20 protein-coding genes and 4 pseudogenes are annotated in these 20745 nt (G+C 70.0%); 9 read left to right on the top strand and 15 right to left on the bottom strand.

Annotation, left to right across the window (positions count from 1 at the left end; all coding sequences use genetic code 11):
* The first annotated feature begins 589 nt into the window (after window positions 1-589).
* Window positions 590-1387 carry an integrase catalytic domain-containing protein gene (locus tag QNO07_RS26750; protein ID WP_283995103.1) on the top strand — a complete coding sequence of 266 codons (798 nt, stop codon included), beginning with the start codon at window positions 590-592 and terminating at the stop codon, window positions 1385-1387.
* Window positions 1388-1405: 18 nt separating this feature from the next.
* Here the strand turns inward: QNO07_RS26750 and QNO07_RS26745 are convergent, their stop codons facing one another.
* Window positions 1406-2077: a TetR/AcrR family transcriptional regulator gene (locus tag QNO07_RS26745; protein WP_283995102.1), complete on the bottom strand. Its 672-nt coding sequence runs from the start codon at window positions 2075-2077 to the stop codon at window positions 1406-1408.
* 126 nt (window positions 2078-2203) lie between these two features.
* Between QNO07_RS26745 and QNO07_RS26740 the strand changes: the two genes are divergently transcribed.
* Window positions 2204-3883, top strand: a complete 1680-nt coding sequence (locus QNO07_RS26740) for an ABC-F family ATP-binding cassette domain-containing protein (RefSeq protein ID WP_283995101.1) — start codon at window positions 2204-2206, stop codon at window positions 3881-3883.
* A 66-nt stretch (window positions 3884-3949) separates the two neighbouring features.
* Window positions 3950-4870: a Vgb family protein gene (locus tag QNO07_RS26735; RefSeq protein ID WP_283995100.1), complete on the top strand. Its 921-nt coding sequence runs from the start codon at window positions 3950-3952 to the stop codon at window positions 4868-4870.
* Between the two features lie 232 nt (window positions 4871-5102).
* Here QNO07_RS26735 and QNO07_RS26730 read toward each other — a convergent pair whose 3' ends face one another.
* A complete protein-coding gene (locus tag QNO07_RS26730) occupies window positions 5103-5513 on the bottom strand; it encodes a hypothetical protein (RefSeq protein WP_283995099.1) in 411 nt (136 codons plus the stop codon).
* A 79-nt stretch (window positions 5514-5592) separates the two neighbouring features.
* On the opposite strand from QNO07_RS26730, the gene QNO07_RS26725 reads away from it, so the two are divergent.
* On the top strand, window positions 5593-6003 hold the full coding sequence (locus QNO07_RS26725) for a pentapeptide repeat-containing protein (RefSeq protein WP_283995098.1): 411 nt from the start codon (window positions 5593-5595) through the stop codon (window positions 6001-6003).
* Window positions 6004-6369: 366 nt separating this feature from the next.
* Window positions 6370-6717, top strand: coding sequence for a DUF6233 domain-containing protein (locus tag QNO07_RS26720; protein ID WP_283995097.1), 348 nt, complete (start codon window positions 6370-6372; stop codon window positions 6715-6717).
* Window positions 6718-7026: 309 nt separating this feature from the next.
* Here QNO07_RS26720 and QNO07_RS26715 read toward each other — a convergent pair whose 3' ends face one another.
* Window positions 7027-7797, bottom strand: a complete 771-nt coding sequence (locus tag QNO07_RS26715; protein WP_283995096.1) for a class I SAM-dependent methyltransferase — start codon at window positions 7795-7797, stop codon at window positions 7027-7029.
* Between the two features lie 91 nt (window positions 7798-7888).
* Here QNO07_RS26715 and QNO07_RS26710 point away from each other — a divergent pair, with 91 nt between their 5' ends.
* Window positions 7889-8167 (top strand): hypothetical protein, encoded by a 279-nt coding sequence (locus tag QNO07_RS26710; protein WP_283995095.1) that lies wholly within the window; start codon window positions 7889-7891, stop codon window positions 8165-8167.
* A gap of 73 nt (window positions 8168-8240) precedes the next feature.
* On the opposite strand, the pseudogene QNO07_RS26705 reads toward QNO07_RS26710, so the two are convergent.
* The 8 genes and pseudogenes from QNO07_RS26705 to QNO07_RS27780 all read right to left on the bottom strand — a co-directional run bounded on the left by QNO07_RS26705 (window position 8241) and on the right by QNO07_RS27780 (window position 15874).
* A pseudogene (locus tag QNO07_RS26705) lies at window positions 8241-8514 on the bottom strand (hypothetical protein).
* 151 nt (window positions 8515-8665) lie between these two features.
* Window positions 8666-9141, bottom strand: a pseudogene (tpg, locus tag QNO07_RS26700) (telomere-protecting terminal protein Tpg).
* 428 nt (window positions 9142-9569) lie between these two features.
* Window positions 9570-9755: pseudogene (locus tag QNO07_RS27785) on the bottom strand (transcriptional regulator NrdR); the annotation flags it as partial.
* 420 nt (window positions 9756-10175) lie between these two features.
* The gene (locus tag QNO07_RS26690) at window positions 10176-12080 is read right to left on the bottom strand and encodes a type 1 periplasmic-binding domain-containing protein (protein WP_283995094.1); all 1905 of its coding nucleotides are present in this window, start codon (window positions 12078-12080) and stop codon (window positions 10176-10178) included.
* Window positions 12080-12337 (bottom strand): hypothetical protein, encoded by a 258-nt coding sequence (locus QNO07_RS26685; RefSeq protein ID WP_283995093.1) that lies wholly within the window; start codon window positions 12335-12337, stop codon window positions 12080-12082. The genes QNO07_RS26690 and QNO07_RS26685 overlap by 1 nt, the downstream gene beginning before the upstream one ends.
* Window positions 12338-13458: 1121 nt before the next feature.
* Window positions 13459-14199, bottom strand: a complete 741-nt coding sequence (locus QNO07_RS26680; RefSeq protein WP_283995092.1) for a hypothetical protein — start codon at window positions 14197-14199, stop codon at window positions 13459-13461.
* 113 nt (window positions 14200-14312) lie between these two features.
* Window positions 14313-15506 (bottom strand): ISAs1 family transposase, encoded by a 1194-nt coding sequence (locus QNO07_RS26675; protein ID WP_502961950.1) that lies wholly within the window; start codon window positions 15504-15506, stop codon window positions 14313-14315.
* 146 nt (window positions 15507-15652) lie between these two features.
* Window positions 15653-15874 (bottom strand): transposase, encoded by a 222-nt coding sequence (locus QNO07_RS27780; protein WP_502961949.1) that lies wholly within the window; start codon window positions 15872-15874, stop codon window positions 15653-15655.
* Window positions 15875-16256: 382 nt separating this feature from the next.
* On the opposite strand from QNO07_RS27780, the gene QNO07_RS26665 reads away from it, so the two are divergent.
* Window positions 16257-16472, top strand: a complete 216-nt coding sequence (locus tag QNO07_RS26665) for a DUF6243 family protein (RefSeq protein ID WP_283995089.1) — start codon at window positions 16257-16259, stop codon at window positions 16470-16472.
* A gap of 328 nt (window positions 16473-16800) precedes the next feature.
* On the opposite strand, the gene QNO07_RS26660 is transcribed toward QNO07_RS26665, so the two are convergent.
* The 3 genes and pseudogenes from QNO07_RS26660 to QNO07_RS27770 form a co-directional block, all read right to left on the bottom strand.
* Window positions 16801-17445 (bottom strand): AAA family ATPase, encoded by a 645-nt coding sequence (locus QNO07_RS26660; RefSeq protein ID WP_283995088.1) that lies wholly within the window; start codon window positions 17443-17445, stop codon window positions 16801-16803.
* Window positions 17446-17468: 23 nt separating this feature from the next.
* Window positions 17469-17876 (bottom strand): transposase, encoded by a 408-nt coding sequence (locus QNO07_RS27775; protein WP_502961948.1) that lies wholly within the window; start codon window positions 17874-17876, stop codon window positions 17469-17471.
* 103 nt (window positions 17877-17979) lie between these two features.
* A pseudogene (locus tag QNO07_RS27770) lies at window positions 17980-18300 on the bottom strand (transposase); the annotation flags it as partial.
* Between the two features lie 671 nt (window positions 18301-18971).
* Here QNO07_RS27770 and QNO07_RS26645 point away from each other — a divergent pair.
* Together QNO07_RS26645 and QNO07_RS26640 are read left to right on the top strand one after the other, a co-directional pair.
* Window positions 18972-19181, top strand: coding sequence for a hypothetical protein (locus tag QNO07_RS26645; RefSeq protein WP_283995087.1), 210 nt, complete (start codon window positions 18972-18974; stop codon window positions 19179-19181).
* 179 nt (window positions 19182-19360) lie between these two features.
* Window positions 19361-19753 (top strand): hypothetical protein, encoded by a 393-nt coding sequence (locus QNO07_RS26640; protein ID WP_283995086.1) that lies wholly within the window; start codon window positions 19361-19363, stop codon window positions 19751-19753.
* Window positions 19754-19867: 114 nt separating this feature from the next.
* Here QNO07_RS26640 and QNO07_RS26635 read toward each other — a convergent pair whose 3' ends face one another.
* Window positions 19868-20080 (bottom strand): hypothetical protein, encoded by a 213-nt coding sequence (locus QNO07_RS26635; protein ID WP_283995085.1) that lies wholly within the window; start codon window positions 20078-20080, stop codon window positions 19868-19870.
* Between the last annotated feature and the right edge of the window lie 665 nt (window positions 20081-20745).

Below are 20745 nucleotides of genomic sequence, written 5' to 3'. Positions count from 1 at the left end.
GCCAGCGATCAGTCACACGATCGAGCGATCACGAACCGAGGAAGATCGGACTTAACGTCCACTCAAGACTCCTCGTACGCGGATTGAGGGACTCCGGGTGTCCGGGGCTGCAGTTCGTGGACGGACCGCTAGCGGGAGAAAAATCTTGGGTGGACTGCCTCAGATGGCAGGGTCCGGTCAGTGCGCAGCGAGCGCGGCGTCCATGATCCGCTCATCCAGGCCGGGTCGTGGTGACGGCCGCTGCTGTAGCGGATGGCGATGGTTTGTGTCAGCCGTATGCCGCTTCCGGTCAGTTGGGTGCCGAAGGACTGGGATACCTGGACCAGGACGGCAAGGCCGTGCTGTCCAGTACTCGGCGGAGGAGCCGCACATGCCGGGAAGCCGTGCCGAGGATGGGCAAGACAGTCCGATGGCCGTGTTCCCGCTGGCGTCGGGGCGGGCGGCGGCGATGCCCCGGCTTCTGGACCTCGACAGACGTGGTGAGCTGACGGCCGCGCATGTACGCCTGGTTGCTCAGGCATTGGGGAAGTCGGAGCGGACTGTGTGGCGGTGGTTGGCCGCTGCCCGGGAGGATCACCGTCTCGCCCGGGTGGAGTCGTCCCGTTTCAAAGTCACCACGGAGGTCCGGCGGCTGCTGGCGCTGTGGGGCGGAAACGCGTCCCGGGTCCACGCCGAGCTGGTGCAGCGGGCGGCCAAGGATCCAGACGCGCCCCCGGCGCCGTCGCTTTCCACGTTGCACCGGGCGATCCGCCGGGACCTGACCCGTGGGGAACGGGCCGGCCTCAAGAGCGGGGAAGCGGCGCGGCGCGCGCATGACGTCTTCGGGCAGCGTCCGGCGACGCACCGCAACGCCGTGTGGGAGGGCGATCACAAGCACGTGCCCGTCGAGGTCGATGTGGAGGGTGAGCTGGCCACGCCGTGGGTGACCTGGTTCATCGACTGCGCCACCAAGGCGATCACCGGGGCCGCGGTCACCGCTCACGCACCGAGCCGGGACGCGGTGCTGGCGTCCTTGCGGATCGCGATCACCCGCAGCGAGCCGTTCGGTCCGGTGGGCGGGCTGCCCGGTCAGATCCGGGTCGACCGCGGCAAGGAGTTCCTGTGCCGGGCGGTCACCGTGGCGATGGGCGCGTTCGCCGTTCCCGTGACCGATCTCCCCGCCTACACCCCACATCTGAAGGGAACGATCGAGGCGCTGAACGACGCGGTCGAGGAGATGTTCCTCGTCTCGCTCCCCCGCTACACCGGCCGCCAGAAACTTGCCGGCGGCGCTCTCGCCGACCCTGATGCCCCGCCCCTGACGTATGGACGCGGTCGGGCGAGTTCGACGGCAGGGGCTCGTTCGGATCTCCCGCCCCCAGCCGCAGGCACAACGGTGAGGCGGTGACGGCCAGCGTGCGGAACCTTACGGCGACCGGGGGGCCTCCGTCCGCGGGTCGGGCTCGGGGTAGGCGCCGGCGCGGCCCGCCGCTGCGGCGGCGCGCGCCGCGCGGCGGGGCAGGGACGGGTCGGCAGGGGCGCGAAGCAGGAGCAGTTCGTGGTAGACGGGGGCGGTGGCCGCGACGAGCAGGGCGCGGCTGTCGGTCCGACCGGGCAGCTCACCCCGAGCGACTGCCCGGGTGACGATCACTGCGCATCGGGCGTAGCGGGCCTCCCAGAAGCGTGACAGCGCCGCCGCGGCTTCCGCCGACCGGAAGGCCGCGGCGATCAGGGCGGTGGTCAGGGTGGGCCCGCCGCCCGCGACGGCCGCGTACACCTCCTCGTTGAGGGCGGTCAGGTCGTCCTCCAGTGAGCCGGTGTCGGGCGGGGTCCATGTGTCGTCGGATGCGGCGTCGAGTACGTCGGCCAGCAGTGGTCCGATGTCTCCCCAGCGCCGGTAGACGGTCGTGCGGTGCACTCCCGCGCGTTCCGCGACCGCGTCGATCGTCAACGCGTCGTAGCCGGTTTCCAGGAGCAGCGCGCCCGTGGCTTCCAGCACCTGGGCCCGGACCCGGGCACTGCGGCCGCCGGTCCGGCGCCGCACGGTGGCCGGTTCCTGTCGGCCCGAACTCTCGCTTGCCTGATCGTGGGTCTCCATGCCAACATCTTAACGCAACTTTCGTCGCTTTAAGGAGGGCTCCTGTGCTCACCCACCGCATCACCGCCACCCCCCGCCCCGCCGCCACGACGGCGCACCACGCCCCCGGACCCCTGGAGCCGCTCCATGACCCCGCACCTCACCGCCCGTGACCTCACCAAGTCCTACGACGGCCGGCTCGTCCTCGACTGCGTCGGCTGCTCGGTCCGCACCGGCGAGCGCCTCGGCATCGTCGGCGAGAACGGCTCGGGCAAGTCCACCCTCCTGCGGCTGCTGGCCGGAGCCGAGCGCCCCGACAGCGGCGAGGTCGTCCTGCGTTCCGAGGGCGGCGTGGGCTACCTCCCGCAAGAGGAGGACCTGCCGCCGCACCTGACCGTCCAGCAGGTGATCGACCGCGCGCTCACCGACCTGCGCACCCTCCAGCGACAACTGCGGAGGTACGAGGCCCGCATGGCCGACGGCGACGCCACCGCCGGGACCCTCACCGCGTACGCCGACGCTCTCACCGCCTTCGAACTACGCGGCGGCTACGACGCCGACGCCCGCGTCGAACGCGCCCTGCACGGCCTCGGCCTGCCGGACCTGCCCCGCGGACGCCCCGTCGCCGGGCTGTCCGGCGGCGAGACCGTGCGCCTGCGCCTCGCCGTGCTCCTCGCCGCCGACCCCGAGGTACTGCTCCTCGACGAGCCCACCAACCACCTCGACGGCACGGCCCTGACCTGGCTGGAAGCCCACCTGCGGGCACGACGCGGCATCACCGTCGCAGTCTCCCACGACCGGACCTTCCTCGAGCACGTCGCCACCTGCCTGCTGGAGGTCGACGGCGACCTGCACCAGGCCGTCCGGTACGGGAACGGTTACGCCGGCTACCTCGCGCAGCGCGCCGCCGACCGCCGCCGCCGGGCCGAGGCCCACAACGCGTGGAAGTCCGAACTGGACCGGCTACGCGAAAGCACCGCGGTCACCGCCCGCCGCGTGGCGCCCGGCCGGGCCATCAAGGACGGCAACAAGATGGCGTACGACCGCGCCGCCGGCCGTGTCCAGCAATCCCTGGCAAGCCGGGTCCGCAACGCCGAGGAACGCATCACCCGCCTGCTCGCCCGGCCCGTGCCTGCCCCCGCCGACCCGTTGCGCTTCACCGGCGCACCGCGCACCGCCGCAGCGTCCGGGCACGCAGGCCCCCGCCAAGCCCTGCTGGCCGCGTCAGGGGTCGCCGTCGAGGGGCGTCTCGCCCCGGTGGACGTGACCGTGCCGACCGGCGGCCGACTGCTCGTCACAGGCTCCAACGGCGCAGGCAAGAGCACCCTGCTGCACGTGCTGGCCGGTGCCCTCACCCCCGACCGCGGCCAGGTCCACCGGCGCGGCCACGCAACACTGCTGACCCAGCAGACCTCAGCCGACGCCGACCGCCGGATCCTGCTCGCCGCCTACGCCGAAGGCCGCCCCGGCACGCGCGAGGAGCACACCGAACAACTCCTCAGCCTCGGCCTGTTCACCCGCGAGCGGCTCATCGCTCCCGTGGCCTCCCTGTCCGTGGGACAGCGCCGGCGACTGGCTCTGGCCCGGATCCTCACCGAACCGGCCGACGTCCTGCTCCTGGACGAGCCCACCAACCACCTCTCCCCCGCGCTGGCGGAGGAACTGCAGCAGGCCCTCCTCCAGTTCCCCGGCGCAGTGGTCCTCGTCAGCCACGACCGGCGCCTGTGCGACAGCTGGCAGGGCGACCGGCACGACCTGACCGCCCCTGCGGACGCGGAGGCCACCGCGAAAGCCACGGTCACCACCGGCACCGGCGCACCCGCCTGACAACCCCGGCACCGCCAACGGCACGCCCCCGCCCCACCAACCTCCCTCCGCCGAAAGGAAACCCGCTTGACCACCTCCGTCACCCCGCTCGGCACCCTCACTCCGCCCACCCCCGACGCCGGCCCCTACGCGCTCACCGTCGGGCCGGACGGCCACCTGTGGTGCACCCTCGTCCGCGCCGGACGCATCGCCCGCCTGTCCGCGTCCACCGGCCACTTCCAGGAGTTCCCGCTCGACGCCCCTGACTGCCAGCCCACCCTGCTCGCCAGCGGACCGGACGGCGCCCTGTGGTTCACCCGCTACGGCGACCAGCGGATCGGCCGCATCACCGTGACCGGTGAAAGTCGCTCCCACGCACTGCCCGCCCAGGCCCCAGGCAGTCCCTACGGCATCACGACCGGACCGGACGACGCCTTGTGGTTCACCCTGACCGACACCAACCGCATCGGCCGGATCTCCACCGACGGCAAGATCAACACCTTCGACCTGCCGTGCAAAGAGGGGTTCCCCTCCTTCCTCACGGCCGGACCCGACGGGGCTGTGTGGTTCACCCTCAACCGGGCCAACGCCCTCGGCCGCATCTCCGCCTCCGGACAGGTCCGCCTCCACCCCCTGCCCACCCCCGACGCCGCCCCGGTGGGCCTCGCCACCGGCCCGGACGGCACCCTGTGGTTCACGGAGATCGGCGCCGGCCGGATCGGGCGACTGACCATCGGCAGCACAGGCATCCACATCACCGAATTCGCACTGCCCGACGCCGACTGCCGACCCCACGCCGTCGCCGTCGCCCCCGACGGAACCTGCTGGTTCACCGAATGGGCCACCAGCCGCATCGGGTCCGTCACCCCGGACGGAACCGTCACCGAGCACGCCCTCGCCGCCCCCGACCGCGAGCCCCACGGCCTGGCCTTCGGCCCCGACGGAACCCTCTACATCGCCGAAGAGAACGGCGGAATCTCCCGCTGGACGGTCCGCACCGCCACCTGAGAGCCGGGGCCGCCGAAGCACGGGGCCCTACAACACCCGCCCACCAGCGCCGAACCAGCCCAACCCGGCCGGGAACACGACACCGTCGGCGACCTGCGCCATCGGCCAGCCCGGCAGGATGATCTCGTTCACCATGAGGGAGAGTGCGGCGCCCACCAGCGCCAGCCCTCGAAGATGTGGTGCAGCGATCCACTCGGTCCTTCATGCCCTGGGCGGCCGAGGGAACCGGGGGTCACCGGTTCTTGTCTCCCTCCGCATGACAGCGAACCGACGGCCGCGACCGACCCCGAACGACCGGGAGCTGCGTCTGTGGAGGGTCGGTTGGGCGCTGGCCGTCACCTTCGCCGCGGCGGTGCTGGTCGCCGGTGGTGTCTTCCATGGGTTGGTGGTGTTGCTGGACTTCCGCGAGATCGACCGTACGGCGAAGCTCGACGCCAACACGCTGTTCGACTTGGTGAAGCTGGCCTTCGGGGTGGTGGCCGGGGCCGGCGCGCTCGTCGCCCTGGTCGTCGCCTACCGCCGCCAGCGCGTGGATGAGGCCGGCGCCCACCGTGAAGCCACCCGCCTGCACACCGAGCGCTTCTCCCAGGCCGTCGACAAACTCGGCTCCGACTCCCCCGCCGTGCGGCTCGGTGGCGTCCACGCCCTGGCCGGCCTCGCCGACGACGCCCCCAACGACCAGCTGCGCCAGACCTGCATCGACGTCCTCTGCGCCTACCTCCTTGCCCTACACCCCCGACCCCGGCACCGCCCCCACCCACCAAGAGGAACACCACCACTACCTGGCCTTACGCAAAGTTCGGCACACCATCCTGCGCCTCATCGGCGACCACTACTCACTCCCCCGAGGAACCCACGGCTCCTGGCAGGGCTGCGACCTCGACCTCACCGACGTCACCATCGACTGCAACATCAACTTCAACGGCGCGGTGTTCTCCGACAGCAGGGTGTCCTTCACCGGCGCTACGTTCACCGACGGCATCGTGTTCTTCAACGAAGCGACGTTCACCGGCAGCAGAGTGTCCTTCGACCGTGCGACGGGGCCGGTCCCCCGTGGGCTTCTTGCTGCTCTCGGAACTCCCGTGCCCCCGTCGGTCACCCTTCCCGCTGCGTGGCTGCCCTCGAACCCGTAACCCCGAGAAGGGCTCCGCAGCCCGCACACGTGACCACCCGGCGCGACCCGCAGAGGGCTCCAAGCAGCCGCCCGGTTCGCCGCGTAGCCGCGCGGACGTGCGCGGGGCGGTGGGCCCCGCGCACGTCGCCGGCCCGCCTCACCAACCCGCAGTACGTGCCGAAGCTGGCGCGGCGCTGGCCGACCTCTGCGCGCGGGCCCCTGGCCTATGTCCGCAGTCGGCTCCACACCGTGGCCGCCCGGTGGGCGTCACCGGGATGGCCGGGGCGTCGTTGAGCGGGTGGGCGGCAGTCCGGTAGGTAGCTTCAGCCGCCCGCGCGGCGTCCGGCCCTCCCCGTTCGGGACGCCGCCCCCTACCATCGAACACATGAACGATTCAGGGCAGCGGCAGCACACCGGCCCTGACCGGCTACCGCCCGACCTGGACCGGCTCCGAGTCCTGGAGACCTGGCTGCGCCTGGAACTCACGGCCGTCCAAGATCGCATCAGCCACCTCACCGCGGAGAGCCAGACCCTCTACCGGATCAGACGCGACAGCCACGGCATCTCCCGCACCGCCGTCCTCCACCACGCCGGGTGCTTCATCACCGGCGGGCACATCCTCACCCCCAGCGAAGCGCGCACCGCACTGACGGACCCGACGCTGACGGACGTCCTGGAGCAGTGCGCCCAGTGCCGGCCCGGCGAACGCCTCGCCCAGACCCCGCCCACCTGAACACCGACACCTCTACCCCCCGACTGCTGCGCGGGATAGAGGTGTCGGCGCGGGGAATCGGCTTGCCCACCGGGGGTGACCTGCAGAAACGAGCGGTGTCCGTTTTCGGGGGTTCACACCTGCGGTCACACCTCCGGTCCCCCGCTGGGAGCACCGGTGCAGGCGTCTCTCCAGCCGCCCCTGGGTGCAACCCTCGCGGCCCGACGTCGGCCGCCTGCCTTCCGACCCCGGCTCGAGGTGGCACGGTTGCTCAGGCACCTGACGTCATCTCACGTGGGCGACCTCGACGTCTCCAGCGGCCTCGACTCGCTACTCCGGGCCAGTGACCGACGGCAGCGCCTCGACGACGAAGAACAGGAAGCAGGGCTTGGTCGAAAGGTCGTCGAAGCCGTCGGGGAACAGTGCCCGGGCCGCTGGGTCAGGATGCGGCTCGCTGATGACGGACAGACCAAAGCCCGCGGTGGTGAATGCGTCGATCATTGCGTGCAACGGCTTTCGCCAGAGGTGCATCGGGGTGGACTTCCCGCCGAGCATCCAGTCGAAGGTGTAGCTCGTGGTCGCGAAGTAGTCGGGCCTCGGGTCCCGGAACGTGTACGCCGTGACCGGGTGATCCACGGACACGATCAGCCGGCCGCCGGGCCTGAGTACTCGCCGAAACTCGGCCAGCGTCGGCCCCCAGTTCTGCAGGTAGTGCAGGACCAGCGACGCGACCACGTCGTCGAACGCACCGTCCTTGAACGGCAGGCGGTCACCCAGGTCGGCCACGTGCAGGGCTACGTCATCACCGAGCCTCTGCCTGGCCAGTGCGAGCATCCCGGCGCTGGCGTCGATCCCGGTGGCGACCGCGCCGCGGTCGCGCAGTGCGGCGGTCAGTGGGCCCGAGCCGCAGCCGGCGTCCAGAACTCGGTGGCCAGCCACGTCTCCGGCGAGGGCTAACATCGCGGGCCGTTCGTAGTACGCGTTCACGAGGTTGTTCTCGTTCTCCGCCGCGTACGCCTCGGCGAAAATGTCGTAGTCGTTCACCCGGGCCGGTTCCGCAGAATCGGCGAAGCTCTCGGGTATGCCGGTTGCGCGTTCCATCGTCGCAGCCTAGATCCAGGCGGGCCCGCCGCACCGAATAGTGCAAGGTTGGAACACTGCCTCTTCACCAGTACTGCTCACCCACGACCAAGTGCGCGAGCACGAGCTGCCCGCAGCAGCGGGGAAGGCTGGCGACCCGCGTTGGCCAGGGTTCGCCAGGAGGTACGGCCTCGGCCCCCGCCAGCCGGTGCAGTGGGAAGTCGAGGCACTCGACCCGACTGAGCTTCAGCGCCTGGTCCTCGCCGCGATCGCCCCCTACATCGACGACGCCGTACTCGCAGACCGCATCACCGAAGAGGAACGGCAGCGGCGACAACTCAGGGCCTTCACCGAAGAATGGGCCGGGCGCAGCCGTAGCAGCCCCCCGTAGCGCACCCGCCAGAACGTGGCCCTGCGTGTCTTCGACGGGTTGTTCTGGCTCCGCCAGGTGTTCGACCAGCGAGTCAGGGAGTGTCGCCGGACCAGTCGAAGCGGGCCGGATCGCCGGGTCGCGGATCGTAGAGCGCCCGCCCGCCGGCACCGTACTGGCCCAGCGGTGATAAGGGCTACACCGGTGCTGATCTCGTCGGCCGTCCAGCCGGTGACGTCGAGCAGCAGCGCGTCCAGCGGCCCGCCCACCAGCTCGACGTAGGTCCGGTCCGGCCGTGGGGCCGGGTCGTCGTCGCGGTCGGTTCCGTAGACCCGGCCGCGCAGCAGCTGCTCATCCTCGCTGTCCATGGCGCCCACACTCCCAGCCACCACCGACACCGCGAACCGCCCTGGGCAAGCCTCCGCAGGGCTTGCCCAGGAGGCCGGCAGGCTTGCCCGCACCGTCGGCGCCGGCTTGCCCACGGCCAGCCGGCGCCGCGCGGTCAGCAGCTCCCGCAGCTCACAGGTTCACGTCGAGGTAGTCGATGTCTTGGAGTTCGACCTCCAGGTCGTGCGCGCGTCGGCCGCCATCGCGGAAGTAGGCGTGCCCGAGGCCCTGCTCGACCGCCTGGCGCAGCGCGGTCTCCCCGGCGCCGGTGGCGTAGGCGTTGATCAGGGGGGCGGTGTGGTCGGGGTGGATGTGCTGGGTGATCTGCCGGATGCGGGCGTCGTCCGTCGTGCCCGGCGCGGCGGTGAACCCGAACCGGGCCCGGGTCGCGACCGTCACGCCGCCCGGCGCAGCGCCCGGGCCCGCACCCGCGGCTGCCACCGCTCACGCACGGCGGCCTCCAGGCGCTGCGCGACGTCGGCGCGCGGGTGCTTGATCTGGCCGGTGGCATAGCGCTGCACGGTGCGCGGGCTGACGCCCAGGCGCTGCGCGAGGGCGCGGGTGCCTTCCGACTTCAGCAGGAACCGGGTCCGGGCGCCGGTCGACACCGGGATGGGCCGCTGCTCAGCACGGACCGCCCGGTCGAGCGCGTCAGTGATGTGGTCCACGGTGTTCCCTTCCGGCGGTCATCGGCGCCCCTGCTGCTGGGCGTCGCGTCGGCGCTGCCATTCGCGGGTCGCACGGTGCGCGGTGCGGTCGCAATCGACCAGTTCCTCACGTTGGTCAGGGGTGAGGTCGGTGAACGGTGCGTTGTTGATGTGGACGAAGGCGATGGTGCCGCGATAGCGGCCGTATCCGCCTTCGGGGTCGAGGGCTTGGACGAGGGTGCGGGGGTGGTCTGGAGTGGTGGCGGATCGTGGGGCGGGACGCGGTCGTCTTCCCCGAGGTGGTGGCGGTAGCCGACGCGCTGCTGGATCCGGCCATGGCGGAGCTGGTGTGGGCCGACAGCGGTGCGGGGCGGCCGCGGGTGCTGCCCGCCGACGGGATGGGGGGTCAGCTCGGCGCTCCCGGTGGCGCGCAACGCCTCTCCGGTACGGCTGAAGGGTTCGGTGACACCACTGCGCTTGATCACCATCAGCGAGGCGGTCTCCACGGCGGGAGCAGTCGGGGGCACTGACGGTCGGCGTGACTCAGCCGAGGTAGCCGAGGTCCCGGTCGGGCTTGCTCACCGGGCACGGGGTGATGCCGTCGGCGAGCGCGCACCTGCGTGCGGTCGATGGCGAGACTGCGTCCGCCGGCGAGGCCGCAGCCCCCGACGTATACCGCCTGGGCGGCTGGCCCTCGCCGATACCGAGCTGGATTACCCAGTCGGGAGGAGGCGAAGGAGGCGCCGAGGCGAAGCGGGCCCCTGGTCTCGGACGCCCGGTTCTGCGGCGGAGCCCTGTGCCCCCTGGCCGCCGTCGAACCTTGAGCGCGTGCAGCCACCAGAGTTTGACTGGCGCTGGTCGAGGCTGAGGGCCTCGACCAGCGCGCTCCCGAGCCGCGGGGCGAAGGAGCCTATCCCTCGTAGTCGTGGCCGATCAGGCCGGTGACCGCGCAGGCGCGCCGTGACCGCGGTTCGTGCGTTGGCTGGGCTGACCGGCTATGGGCCGGGGGTGCCGATGCGTACGGCCTGGGGGTCGTGGGTGCTTTTGCGGTTGCCGGTTCGCGGGTCGATGCGGAAGATTCCGCTGGCTCCTTCGATGACGTTGGTGGTGTCGAAGAGGTAGAGCTGGGCCGCCACCGCGCGCAGGCTGGGCGGGGTTCGGGGCGGGTCGGTGGCGTAGCGGATGGCCAGGCTCGCGGTGAGGAACGCGTCGTGCGCCATGACTGCCCATCCGCTGGCGAGGTGGTCTGCGTCGAATTTCTGGCCGTGGTGGGTTCGGCTGAATTCGTCGGCGAAGGTCTGGAAGAGGGAGCGGTCGGGGTTGGTCTTGTCGGTGAGTTGGCTGGGGTCGGCGAGGGGAACGTACAGCACCGAGATGGGGGCGCTGGGGTCGTTCAGGGCGGGCAGTTTACGGTCCACGGTGGCGGCGTCCGAGCCGGTGACCACGGTGATGGGGGTGGTGCGGCACTGGCGCTTGTGCAGTGCCTCGAGGAAGGTCGGCAGGTAGGTGGCACGGCCGGCGAAGAACACGAGGTCGGGGGTGACCTTGCCGCAGAGGTTTTTGCTGATCGTTGACAGGCTGGTCTTTGCGGCGCCGTCCCTGACGTCGAACTCGAAGCTGATGCTGGCCTTGTCCAGGTGGGGCCGGAGGCCGGCCTTTTCGCTTTGGAAGGCCTTTGCCAGGGACTGGGTGTAGAGGTCGGGGGTTCCGTTGGGCGTGAAGGGGGTGCTGATGAGGGCCGCGGTGGTCAGCTCGGGGCGCTGGCGGAGGTTTTTGCTGATCATCTTGAGCTGGGCACTGACGTTGGGCGCGACCCGTACCAGCCCGGCGATCTTGTCGCCCTGGTCTATGGCACCGGTGAGGTCGAAGCCATCGGCCGTGATGACGTCACCGACCATCGGGATCGCGGCCTTCGACAGCGACCTGGCGGCGTCGATGGACTCCTGCTGGCTCAGTCCCATCCCGGTCACCGCGCGGAGCCGGTCGTGGGGGCCGGTCATCGTCTTGAGCCGGTCGACGACGGCGGCCCAGTTCTTCTCGTCACTGCCCATGTTGGCCAGCACAAGCCGGATTTTGGGGGAGACGTCGCCTTCGTTGGCCTTGTGGAGGGCGGTGAAGACACCTTCGACCTGGTGCACGGCGCGCCCGCCGGTCAGGTCCTTGGGGCCGGTGGTCAGCGGAGCCAGCAGCGCCACCGTAACGTAGCCAGGGGTCCGGGTCACCGCCCGGTTCTCCGCGTCGAGTGCGGCAAGGGCCGGCTGGAGGCCCTTGCCGAAGATCGCATGGCCGTCGCGACCGTCCGTGATGCCGGCGCAGTCACCGTTCGCCGTGGTGAGCAGCGCCGGGTTCGGGGTGCCGCATTGCCGTTCATGTTGCTGCTCGATCAGGTCCTGCTTCTTGTTCGCTGCGTCTGCGGCTGCCTGGTGGTCTTGCTCTCGCTGCCGCCACAGGAGCCCTGCCGTCGCGGTCACCACTACTGCTGTGGCGAGCGCGATCAGCCAGCGCCCGCGGGCCGACCGGGGCAGACGGGGAAGCGGCATCCCCGTCTTCCCGGGGCGGTGGAGCGGGGCGCGGCCTTGCTCCACCGCACGCCAGGCTGCTTCCCAGTGCGCGCACTGACTCTCGTTGAGGCCGCAGGCCTGCACGTACTGGGTCACGAACTTGAGGGCAGGGAGCTTGTCGCGGCCCAAGGTCGTCGAGACGGTGGCAGCCGGGAGCGGTTCACCCGCTTTGGTGGCTGCCTCGTTCAGCCGCTCAAGCGAGAGCTGTTTGTAGGCCCTCAGGCTCACCAGCGCGTCGCGGAACTCCTTGCCATTGCCGATCTTGAGGGGATCGGGCGCGGTGGGCACCGCGTCCTTGGGGCCGGGCCGGCCCGAGGATGCCCGCTTCCACAGGGTCATCACGCCGCCCCTGCGGGGGAAGCGGACGGCTGTCCGAGATACGAGCTGATCTGCATGGCGGCGCCCGCCGCGACCGCGACGAGCCCGAGCGCGTCGAGGAGGGTCTGGCCCGTCTTCAGGAGCGTGACCACCACGACCACGATGACCACGAACACCGACACACGAAGGGCCGGGGAGAGCGTGCCCGTCCCGCAGGACGCGGCGGCGGGCGGAGCGGGGCGGCGGGAGCGGGGCCGCACAGATCGACGGTTGCGCATGACAGGCCTCCTGGGCACGTGGCGTGGATACGCCGGGAAACAACCCGAGTGACGCTTACCGGACGCCACCACGGGCTGTGACGAGACATAACCCTGCTGTCGCCACCCTGCGGCTGGCAAGCCTTCCGCCCAGCGGAAAACCGTCCGGCCAAATACAGGCCCCGCACCAACCGTTCCACGCTCGAACACCGCACCTTCCCGACCCCGCCGCACCCGGCAGAACAGCACTGCGACGTGTGCGGCAGCCTTCCGAACGCCCCCCGTCCCGCACCCCGGAAACCCCGTGACCTGCGCCTTCAACCTTCCGAATACAGCGGAAAACCCATGCGATCTTGCTATTACCCGCCGGCCCTGGCGAGACTGAACGCAAGGCAGCCGCCCACATCAGGCGGCCGCCACCGTGACCCCTCGTCAAGTCCTCCTGGGCACGACGCGGACAGGACACGGACAACAAGAGGGCCCCTGTTACCGGCGGGGGCCCTCTTCCACACAACCCTCCGCGAACGCCGCCGGCATTCCGAAACCAGCCCCGCAGATCCCGACGATCGTACCGGCAGCACCCATCCCCACACGGAAAGTCGCCACGACTGACGTCCCCCAAGCGAAACAGGCGTCGCCGATGTGGGGTCGGCCGGTGGCGGGGTGGCGTAGGGCGGTGAGGAATTAGTCGAGTAGTTCCGGAGTGAAGCGGGTGCCGCGGTGGTCGATGTCGTCGCCGGGTGACAGTACCGCGAGGTACGCGCCACGGCCGGTCGGGCTCAGGTGGGCCAGGCAGGCGCGGTGGCCACCGCAGTGAATGCCCCGGCAGCCGACCGGATCAGCCCCTGTGGCGCCGTGGCCGCAGTGCGGCCACGGCGGCGTGCTGGACGGTGTTCCGCGCGCAGCGGTAGTCACACCTGAGGGACGTACCCCTGCCGCCCGGCAGTTACGTGGAAACAGCCAGCCACAGGTTGGCGCGCCAGCGGGGCGAACTGATCAGTCGAGCAGTAGTGCTGGTGACGGGCATCGGCTACCCGCAGGACTTCTTAGCCGAACTCCACGGGCGGAAGAGTCCGCCGGCTCCCCCGGCCCTCGGGGGTGACCAACCAGGGGCAGAGGCAGGGGTCTCGGCTGGTGCCGGTTCAGCGTCCGAACGGTGAGCGGCGTGATGGCCCGTTGGGGGCGAGGAAGCGGGCGCCCATGTTGTCCAACGGGTTGAGGTAGACCATCGCCGTGAACCAGGGGGCGGCCTGCTCCGGGTGCTTCAGGCGCAGCAGTGTCGCGTAGGCGTAGAGGGCGCGATGGGCGGGCCGGTTGGCGACGTCGCCGTAGAGCAGGACATCGCGGAAGGGGTAGGGCAGGGACTGCTGCAGGACGCAGACTGCGGCGGCGGCCCAGGGCAGAGCGGCTTCCAGGTCGCCGCCGACGAGGTCGGCTTCGCTGTCCAGGTCGGTGGGGTCGAAGGCGTCGCCCTGGTCGGCGAAGCCGGCGAGTTCGTAGGCGGTGGTGGTGTAGGCGTCGAGGTCGCGGGGGTGGAGCCGGCGGCCTGCGAGGGTCACGCACGCCTTCTCGTACGCGGCGTCCTGCGCTGCGCTGGTCTCCTCGTCCGGGGGCCAGATTCGTTCCAGCGTCCACTGCGGGCGCGGCGGCAGCTCCGCGATCCTCTCCTCGAGCCGGGACAGGCCGCCGGGCTCGTCTTCGTATTCGGCGTAGAAGGCCGCCGAGTCGAACAGGGGAAGCCGGGGGTCTTGTTGCCGGGCGAGCAGCGGCCGGTCCAGCCCGGCGAGCGCCTGGGCGGCGAGGCCGGTCGGCGCCAGCCACGGCATCACCCCCTCCAGGGCCGCCTCCTCCGTCGTGGGGTCCAGGCCCGCGCTCGTCGTCATAGCGGCGAGTATCCGCCGCGGGCAGCTTTCGTATCCGGCGTTCTTGCCGAATGGCCTCCCAAGGGGTGGGGGCAGGGCTGTTTCAAACTCTGTTGATCTTGGATCGCTGTTGGTCAGGCGAGGCCGAGGAGGTCCAGTGGGCGGCGGAAGGGCTCGTAGGACATCTCGCGGAGCCCGGCTGCGATGTTGGTGTGGCCTTCCGCTCGCAGCTGGTTGATCGCGAAGCTGCGCAGGGTGGCCATGTTGTCGGGCCCGTGGCCGGTGCGGATCTTGGAGGCGTCCTCAGTGAAGGTGGTGTCGCGGACGAAGTGGAGCCGGTTCTCGATCACCCACTGGGAGCGGGCCAGCTGTCCGAGCCGCTGGGGCGAGGCCTGGCGGGCCGTCAGGTCGGTGAGCGCGTAGACGGTCTGCCGGGTCACCTTTCCCGTGCGTAGGTCGGTGCGGTGGCGCAGGATCCTCGCGGTCTGCACCGCGTGGGGGAAGTCCAGACCGAGCTCGGTGACCGTCAAGGTCCTGGTCACCCGGGTCTCCTTGCGGCCGTGGCCCGTCTCGCGGTCGTAGCGCCGGGCGGTGGCCTGCTTCCACGGAAGCGATCTCAACTGCCGGAAGAGTCCGGGCTGGTTGGCCTTGACCACCAGCAGGTAGTGGGCCCGCTTGTCCTCCACCAGAAACCGGGCGTGCTCGCGCTGGGTGTGCAGAGCGTCGGCGGTCACCGTCACGCCGGCCAGGTCGAACGGCTCCAGCAGGGCGGCGAAGCAGGTGATCTCGTTAGTCTTGTCCGGAACCCGCAGCTGTGTGACCGTCTGCCCGGTCCCGGTCATCGCGGCCAGCAGATGGGCCGCCGGACTGGTGGCGGTGCGCGAGCCACGGGCGCTCTTGCCGTCCACCGCGAGGGTGTCGGCCCCGGAAGGATCAGCTCCGAGCAGGTCCGCGAGGCCGCCCGGACAGACGGCGTTCAAGATCCGGCGGATGGTCGCCGCGCTGGGAGCAACGCGCACGTGGAACGCGGTGGCCACGCGGGCACCGAGGCGGGCGAGGGTGTCCTGCGGGGCGCTACGGGCCCACTGGCCGATCGCGGCAAACGAACGCGCTCCGGTCAGTACGGCCGAGCAGGCGATCAGCAGCACACTCACGAACGGGTGACGCTTGCCGCGCCGGTGCCGGGCATCGGCCAGCGTGGCCAGCCGCTGTGGCAGATGCGCCAGTACGCGGTGCTGACGCGAGGGCGACTTGATCAGGCAGACGCTGGCAAGACTGACGGCACATCGAAGCTCCGGTTCGGCAGGGCGACTTGAGAGGTCACCCACTCCAACCGGAGCTTCGTTGCATACGAGACGGGGCCGCCAACACACGTCACATCACCGTGACCTGCACCTTCACGCCACCACCGAGACTTTGAAACAGCCCTGGGCTCCGGCCACGCTGCTGTCCTTCGATGTCACCACCGGCTCGATCAATCAGATGACCTGGTGGCACCTGGAGGACCGGGTCCCGTTCGCCGGCTCCAGCGGCAGCAGTTGCAGGCCATGTCGTTGTGGAGGACGTAGAGAATGCCCTGCAGGCACAGCCGGTCCGCCACTGGCTGCGGCCCCGGCGCCTTCTCCGGCCAAGGCGGCAGCAGCGGCTCGATCAGCGCCCACAAGTAGTCGCCCTCGATCCACTGCCGAGTACTCACATCCTCGCGAACGGCCGAATCACCACACTGGTCACGCCCGACCAGGCCACTTCAACAAGATCGTGTTACGAGCTCTCAAGGTTGAATGCCCACCTGGACCTGCCCCAGACGGGCGGCAACCACCGGCGGGTGCTGGCAGATGCTGAGATTCCCGGAAGGCAACGGCTGACCACAGGCGCTCGCCGAAGGCCCGTCCGACGCCGTGGCGGCGAAGAGGCTGGTGTGCGGGGCCGTCGGAACCGGGTAAGGTCTTTGTCATGTTCTTCCAGGCGCCGATTTACGAGTGAGAGCGTGACGGGCCCCTGCTGACGTCCTTAGACGTCGCCGCCCGTCCCCCACCGATGAATCCGTAGATCACTTCACACCATTACCGGGAGAACCCGTGACCGTGAGCAAGAACATCAACAACCCCGTGGGCATGGGCGGCGGCCAGCGCAAGAAGCTGTCTCGCGCCGAACGGCAGAACAACGGTCCGCACCGCAACCTCGACCGCCAGGGTGCAGCCGACCAGAAGGCGGAGCTGGTGCGCAAGATGCGCGAGAAGACAGGCGCAGCTGAGGGTGCCGGCCAGGCGGGCGACGAGACCGCACAGAGCTGACACGCCGCCGCCACAGGGCGGCACCGCACGGGGCAGGGCCCGGACCGCGACGCGCGGCCCGGGCTCTGCTGCCGTATTGGGGCTCTGCTGTGGTACCGGGCGCGGCCGGTCCGTGGGAGGAGCACGGGACGTGGTTGTGCCCGCCGATCTTGATCGACGAAGGTTGCTCGACCCGTCGGAGAGTGCTCTGGTCTGCGGGTGTTAGAAGCAGACCCGCGTCGGAGTGCTGAAAGGCTGCCGCAAAGAGGCGTCTGTCGCAAGGCAGCATCGTGCCTGGGCCGGGCGTCCCTCCGGACTGGACGCGCGCGCCCGCGCAGAGTCCAGATCGTCAGTCAGGCCTCATAGGTGCAAGTGCAGCCCTGCTGGTGCGGTCAGCTGCGTGGCGGGTGGTGGGGTCGATGCGGCTGAGTACCCAGCGGATGAGGTCCTTGCTGAGGGTGATGTCGGGGTTCTCCTCAAGGGCGTCGTGGAGGTGGAGCGTGATTCTTGCCCAGTTCCGGAATGATCCGTGGCCTGCCATGTCATCCGTGTACAGGATCAGTCCGGGCTGTGCGCCGTTCCAGATCGGCTGGTAGGCGGGGACGATGGCCTGGACTTCGGTCGGTGTGAGGGGGCTGAACTGGTACCAGTCGAGGATCCGGGAGTGCAGGGCCTGGTTGTTGAGGATCTTCTGCCGGGTGTTGCCGCTGCCGACGAGGATGATGGCGGCTCGGCGGGCGTCGTCGCCCCACAGCGTGCGGAAGTATTCCAGTGCTTTTGCCCCGAGTCCTTGCACTTCATCGATGAGGAGGACGTGTGGCTCTGCTCCGAGTGCGTCATGGATCTGCTGGTCGCTGGGGCCGACGGCTTGTGGCGGTTCTCCGGGCAGGTTGAGGCGGCGGCTGAGCTGGGTTCGGATTTCGTTCATGTTGGCGCCGTTGTTGTACCGCAGGCGGACGGTGGTTTCGGGGGCGCGGCGACGTAGGACGGTCATGCCCCTTGTCGTGGTGTAGGTGATCAGCTGTCTGACGTGGCGGGTGGGGCGATGGTGTCCTCGGGGTGGAGGGCGTCCATGCTCTCGTTGGAGAGGTAGCGGCGGGGGAAGGCGATCCATTCGTCGTGGAGTTCGGCGAGGACCGCGGTGGCCAGGCGGAGGACGGCGGGTGGGTTCGGAATGACCTGGACGACGTCGGTGCGGCGTTTGATCTCCCGGTTCAGCCGCTCGAGCGGGTTCGTGGACTGGATCTTCTTCCAGTGCTGGTGGGGGAAGTCCGCGAACGCGGTCAGGTCTTCCTTGGCCTCCAGCAGCATCGCTCTGGCCTCGGGAAACTGCCGGCCGAGCATGTCGGCGACGGTGTCGAGCTGGGTGCGGACCGCGTCCGCGGTGGGCTGAGCGAAGATTGTGCGGATCGTCGCAGCGACCATCTCCGCAGACCCCTTCGGGATGACGGCGAGGACGTTGCGGAATGTGCTCCAGCGGACGCGTCCGGAAAGCTTCCAGCTGTTCGTCCAGCTCCGCGCAGATCCGGGAGACCTCGCTCTTGGAGATCCCGGTGTCCGAGCCCAGGGCCTTGACCAGGTCATCGACGGACCGAGTGGAGACGCCGTGGACGCAGGCCTCCATGACAACCGCGTAGAGAGTCTGGTCGATGCGCCGCCGGCGTTCCAGAAGGCTTGGGAAGAAGCTCCCGGCCCGCAGCTTCGGGATCGCGAGTTCGCGGGTCGCCGGCCTGTGTGGTCACCGTCTTTCCCGGTGACCGTTGCGCCAGGTGGTGCGGGTGTCGGTGTGCTCGCCCCGCTCGGCGCCGATCTTTGTGGTGGCCTCGGCCTCGATCAGTTCCTGCAGCAACCGCTCGGCCACCTCCCGGACGAGTTCAAGACCGTCTGCCGAACGTAGTGGCTAAAGCAGGCGAAGTAGGTCATGCTGGGACAAGGCCACCGTTTACCTCCCGAGGTTGAACTGCCCGTTCACGAAGGACAGTTGCACGGTGGCCTGCCAGTAGAGCAGGGAGTATGCACCGGCAGACGGTGCAATCCGGGGAGCGGAACCCGCGCACTCAACTACGGAGATCCCCTACACCACACAGCGGGACGCCATCCATTAGCTTGTCATCTACCAGTCGGCGGGGCTTGGTGCCCTTCTTGTGGTGGGCGGGTCTGGTGTACGCCTCGCCGGTTGCGAGGACCCGTCCCACATCGTGACGGGTTGCCGAACGGCTGTTTCTTGAACCGAGTGGGCGGCCGGGGTCAGGTCGGGAGGGTTCGGGCGCACGCGCTGGCGTCGGGGTCTGAGCGTGGAGGTTTCTGAACCCGGTTCAGGCGGGGGTCGTGGTCACCCGCGCATTGTGCAGCCCGGCCTCGGCAGTCCGGGCCGGTTCACCGGCGGTAGCAGTGGCTTAACCGCTCTGTTCTGGTGAGCTGAAACAACCAGCCTGGCCCTGCTGGCCAGGGCCAGAGCACTATCACCGCTGATAGCGGCCTGGCCCTACCCGCAGGGCCGGACCTGGGAGACTAGGGATCATGACCGACCGTCGACCGCTCTCACTGCCCGCCTTCTCCGAGCCCGTTTCCGACGCTCCCGTACCCGCCCAGGCGGGTGGGCGCCGGCTGATGCCGGTCGAGCAGGGCGCCGACTTCCGCCAGCCGCCCGCCGAGCCCGCACCCGCCCCGGCCCGACGTCCGCTCGCCCCCGGCGGCCTCACCTTCTCAGACCCGGACCGCCATATCTGAGCGCTACCACGGGTTGGGCTACGTCCAGGACCAGCTCACCACCTAGCCCCCACCGCCCGGTGTGCCAGCGCCTCCACCTGGACAGTGGTCGTAGCCGGCCCGACTCCCGCCTCGGATACCGTGTTCCTCTACGGGGTGCCATAACGGATGTGACGCCCCCCACCGGAGGTAGTCAGCGTATGAGTTCAAAGCGCAGCAAGAATCCAGCCCTGCCCGTACTTGACGACGCATTCCGACTCGAGTCGGTCAAGAACGCCGAAGAATCCGCCCGTGACTTGGCCGCGCGGCTGGCCACCACCGAGCTGCGCCGCGTTTCCCACCCGGGCCGGGTCACCTGGGAGCCCACCGATCAGGCCGAGCCCGTACCGGTCCCGCCGACTGTGGTCGACGGTGACGGGGACCTGTGGCTGCGGGACCGGGGTACTGGCACCTGGACCATGCCCGAGTTCAACCCGAAGGAGTTCCCGGCCCGCTGTGGCGAGGTTCTGACGTGGAACCAGCTTGCCCGCGAGTTCGGCCCGCTTACCGCACTGGCCGACGACCGCCGCATCGGCGGCGGCCGGCGTCGCTGACCGCGCAGCCTTCTGGGATGACCCCGCCCCTGAAGCGCCCGTTACGGGTAGCTGGGAGCTCCAGCTCACCGCCGAGCTCGACGATGGCGGCGAGCAGGTGAGCGTGGTGGTCGGTCACGATGTCTCCATGTTGCAGCCGGATACGTCGTCGCTGTCCGTGGGGTCGGAGTGGAAGAAGCGGGTGTAGCGGAGTCCGGTCTCCGGAGTGATGTTGAACACCGCGCGTAGGTGCTGCGGGTCAGCGCCGGTGACGGAGGCCGCTTCGAGGATTCGGTCCTCGCGAAGTTGCTGGGCGGTGACCGGGAGGCCGCGCAGCAGAGGCTGCATCCAACCGGTTGTGACCGGGGCCCGGGTGTGCGCGGTCTGCGAGCTGATGAACACGTGAGGGTTGCGGGTACAGCGGGGAAGTGGGCGGGGCGGTGGACCGCGCGCATACTGCTGGCACCGCCTCACCGACCCGCACCCGGTACGCGAACTGGGTGCGGTCCTGGCCGACCTACGCGAACGCGTCCCCGGCCCGGCCGGAGCCCTCACCGACGTCCGCAAACGGCTGCACACCACCACCCCGCCCAGAGCCGGGCAGCGCTGAACCGCACCCGTCCGGGAGTGAGAGCAGCGGTTCGACGCGCTGGGCGCCACCGCAGCGGCGCGGGGTCGTTGTGCCGGGTGAGGGCGGTGGCCAGTAGGTAGCTTCAGCCGCCCGCGCGGCGCCCCGTCCTCCCCGGTCGGGGCGCCGCCCCCTCCTATCGACTACATGAACGACCCTGGGCGGCGGTAGCACGTCGGCTCCGACCTGCTGCCGCCGGACCTGGACCGGCTCCGGGTACTGGAGACGTGGCTACGCCTGGAACTCACGGCCCTCCAGGACCGAATTCGCCAGGTCACTGCCGAGTGAACCGTTCCGGGTTCGGTAGGGAGTCGATCATTTGAGTGGACGTTAAGTCCGTTTCTGATAGCGGCCTCGTCCGGGTTGGGTGAGGAAGCCTTGGCGG

Origin of the sequence: Streptomyces sp. 549 (assembly GCF_030124175.1) — a bacterium.
In the GTDB taxonomy this organism is placed as follows: domain Bacteria; phylum Actinomycetota; class Actinomycetes; order Streptomycetales; family Streptomycetaceae; genus Streptomyces.
This window is presented reverse-complemented; position numbering and strand designations above follow the sequence as displayed.

Coding starts and splice junctions, on each gene's coding strand:
- QNO07_RS26745 (WP_283995102.1), bottom strand. CDS start 2,077: ATGGAGACCCACGATCAGGCAAGCGAGAGTTCGGGCCGACAGGAACCG.
- QNO07_RS26740 (WP_283995101.1), top strand. CDS start 2,204: ATGACCCCGCACCTCACCGCCCGTGACCTCACCAAGTCCTACGACGGC.
- QNO07_RS26720 (WP_283995097.1), top strand. CDS start 6,370: ATGAACGATTCAGGGCAGCGGCAGCACACCGGCCCTGACCGGCTACCG.
- QNO07_RS26715 (WP_283995096.1), bottom strand. CDS start 7,797: ATGGAACGCGCAACCGGCATACCCGAGAGCTTCGCCGATTCTGCGGAA.
- QNO07_RS26690 (WP_283995094.1), bottom strand. CDS start 12,080: ATGACCCTGTGGAAGCGGGCATCCTCGGGCCGGCCCGGCCCCAAGGAC.
- QNO07_RS26685 (WP_283995093.1), bottom strand. CDS start 12,337: ATGCGCAACCGTCGATCTGTGCGGCCCCGCTCCCGCCGCCCCGCTCCG.
- QNO07_RS26680 (WP_283995092.1), bottom strand. CDS start 14,199: ATGACGACGAGCGCGGGCCTGGACCCCACGACGGAGGAGGCGGCCCTG.
- QNO07_RS26660 (WP_283995088.1), bottom strand. CDS start 17,445: ATGACCGTCCTACGTCGCCGCGCCCCCGAAACCACCGTCCGCCTGCGG.
- QNO07_RS27775 (WP_502961948.1), bottom strand. CDS start 17,876: ATGGTCGCTGCGACGATCCGCACAATCTTCGCTCAGCCCACCGCGGAC.
- QNO07_RS26645 (WP_283995087.1), top strand. CDS start 18,972: ATGACCGACCGTCGACCGCTCTCACTGCCCGCCTTCTCCGAGCCCGTT.
- QNO07_RS26640 (WP_283995086.1), top strand. CDS start 19,361: ATGAGTTCAAAGCGCAGCAAGAATCCAGCCCTGCCCGTACTTGACGAC.
- QNO07_RS26635 (WP_283995085.1), bottom strand. CDS start 20,080: ATGCAGCCTCTGCTGCGCGGCCTCCCGGTCACCGCCCAGCAACTTCGC.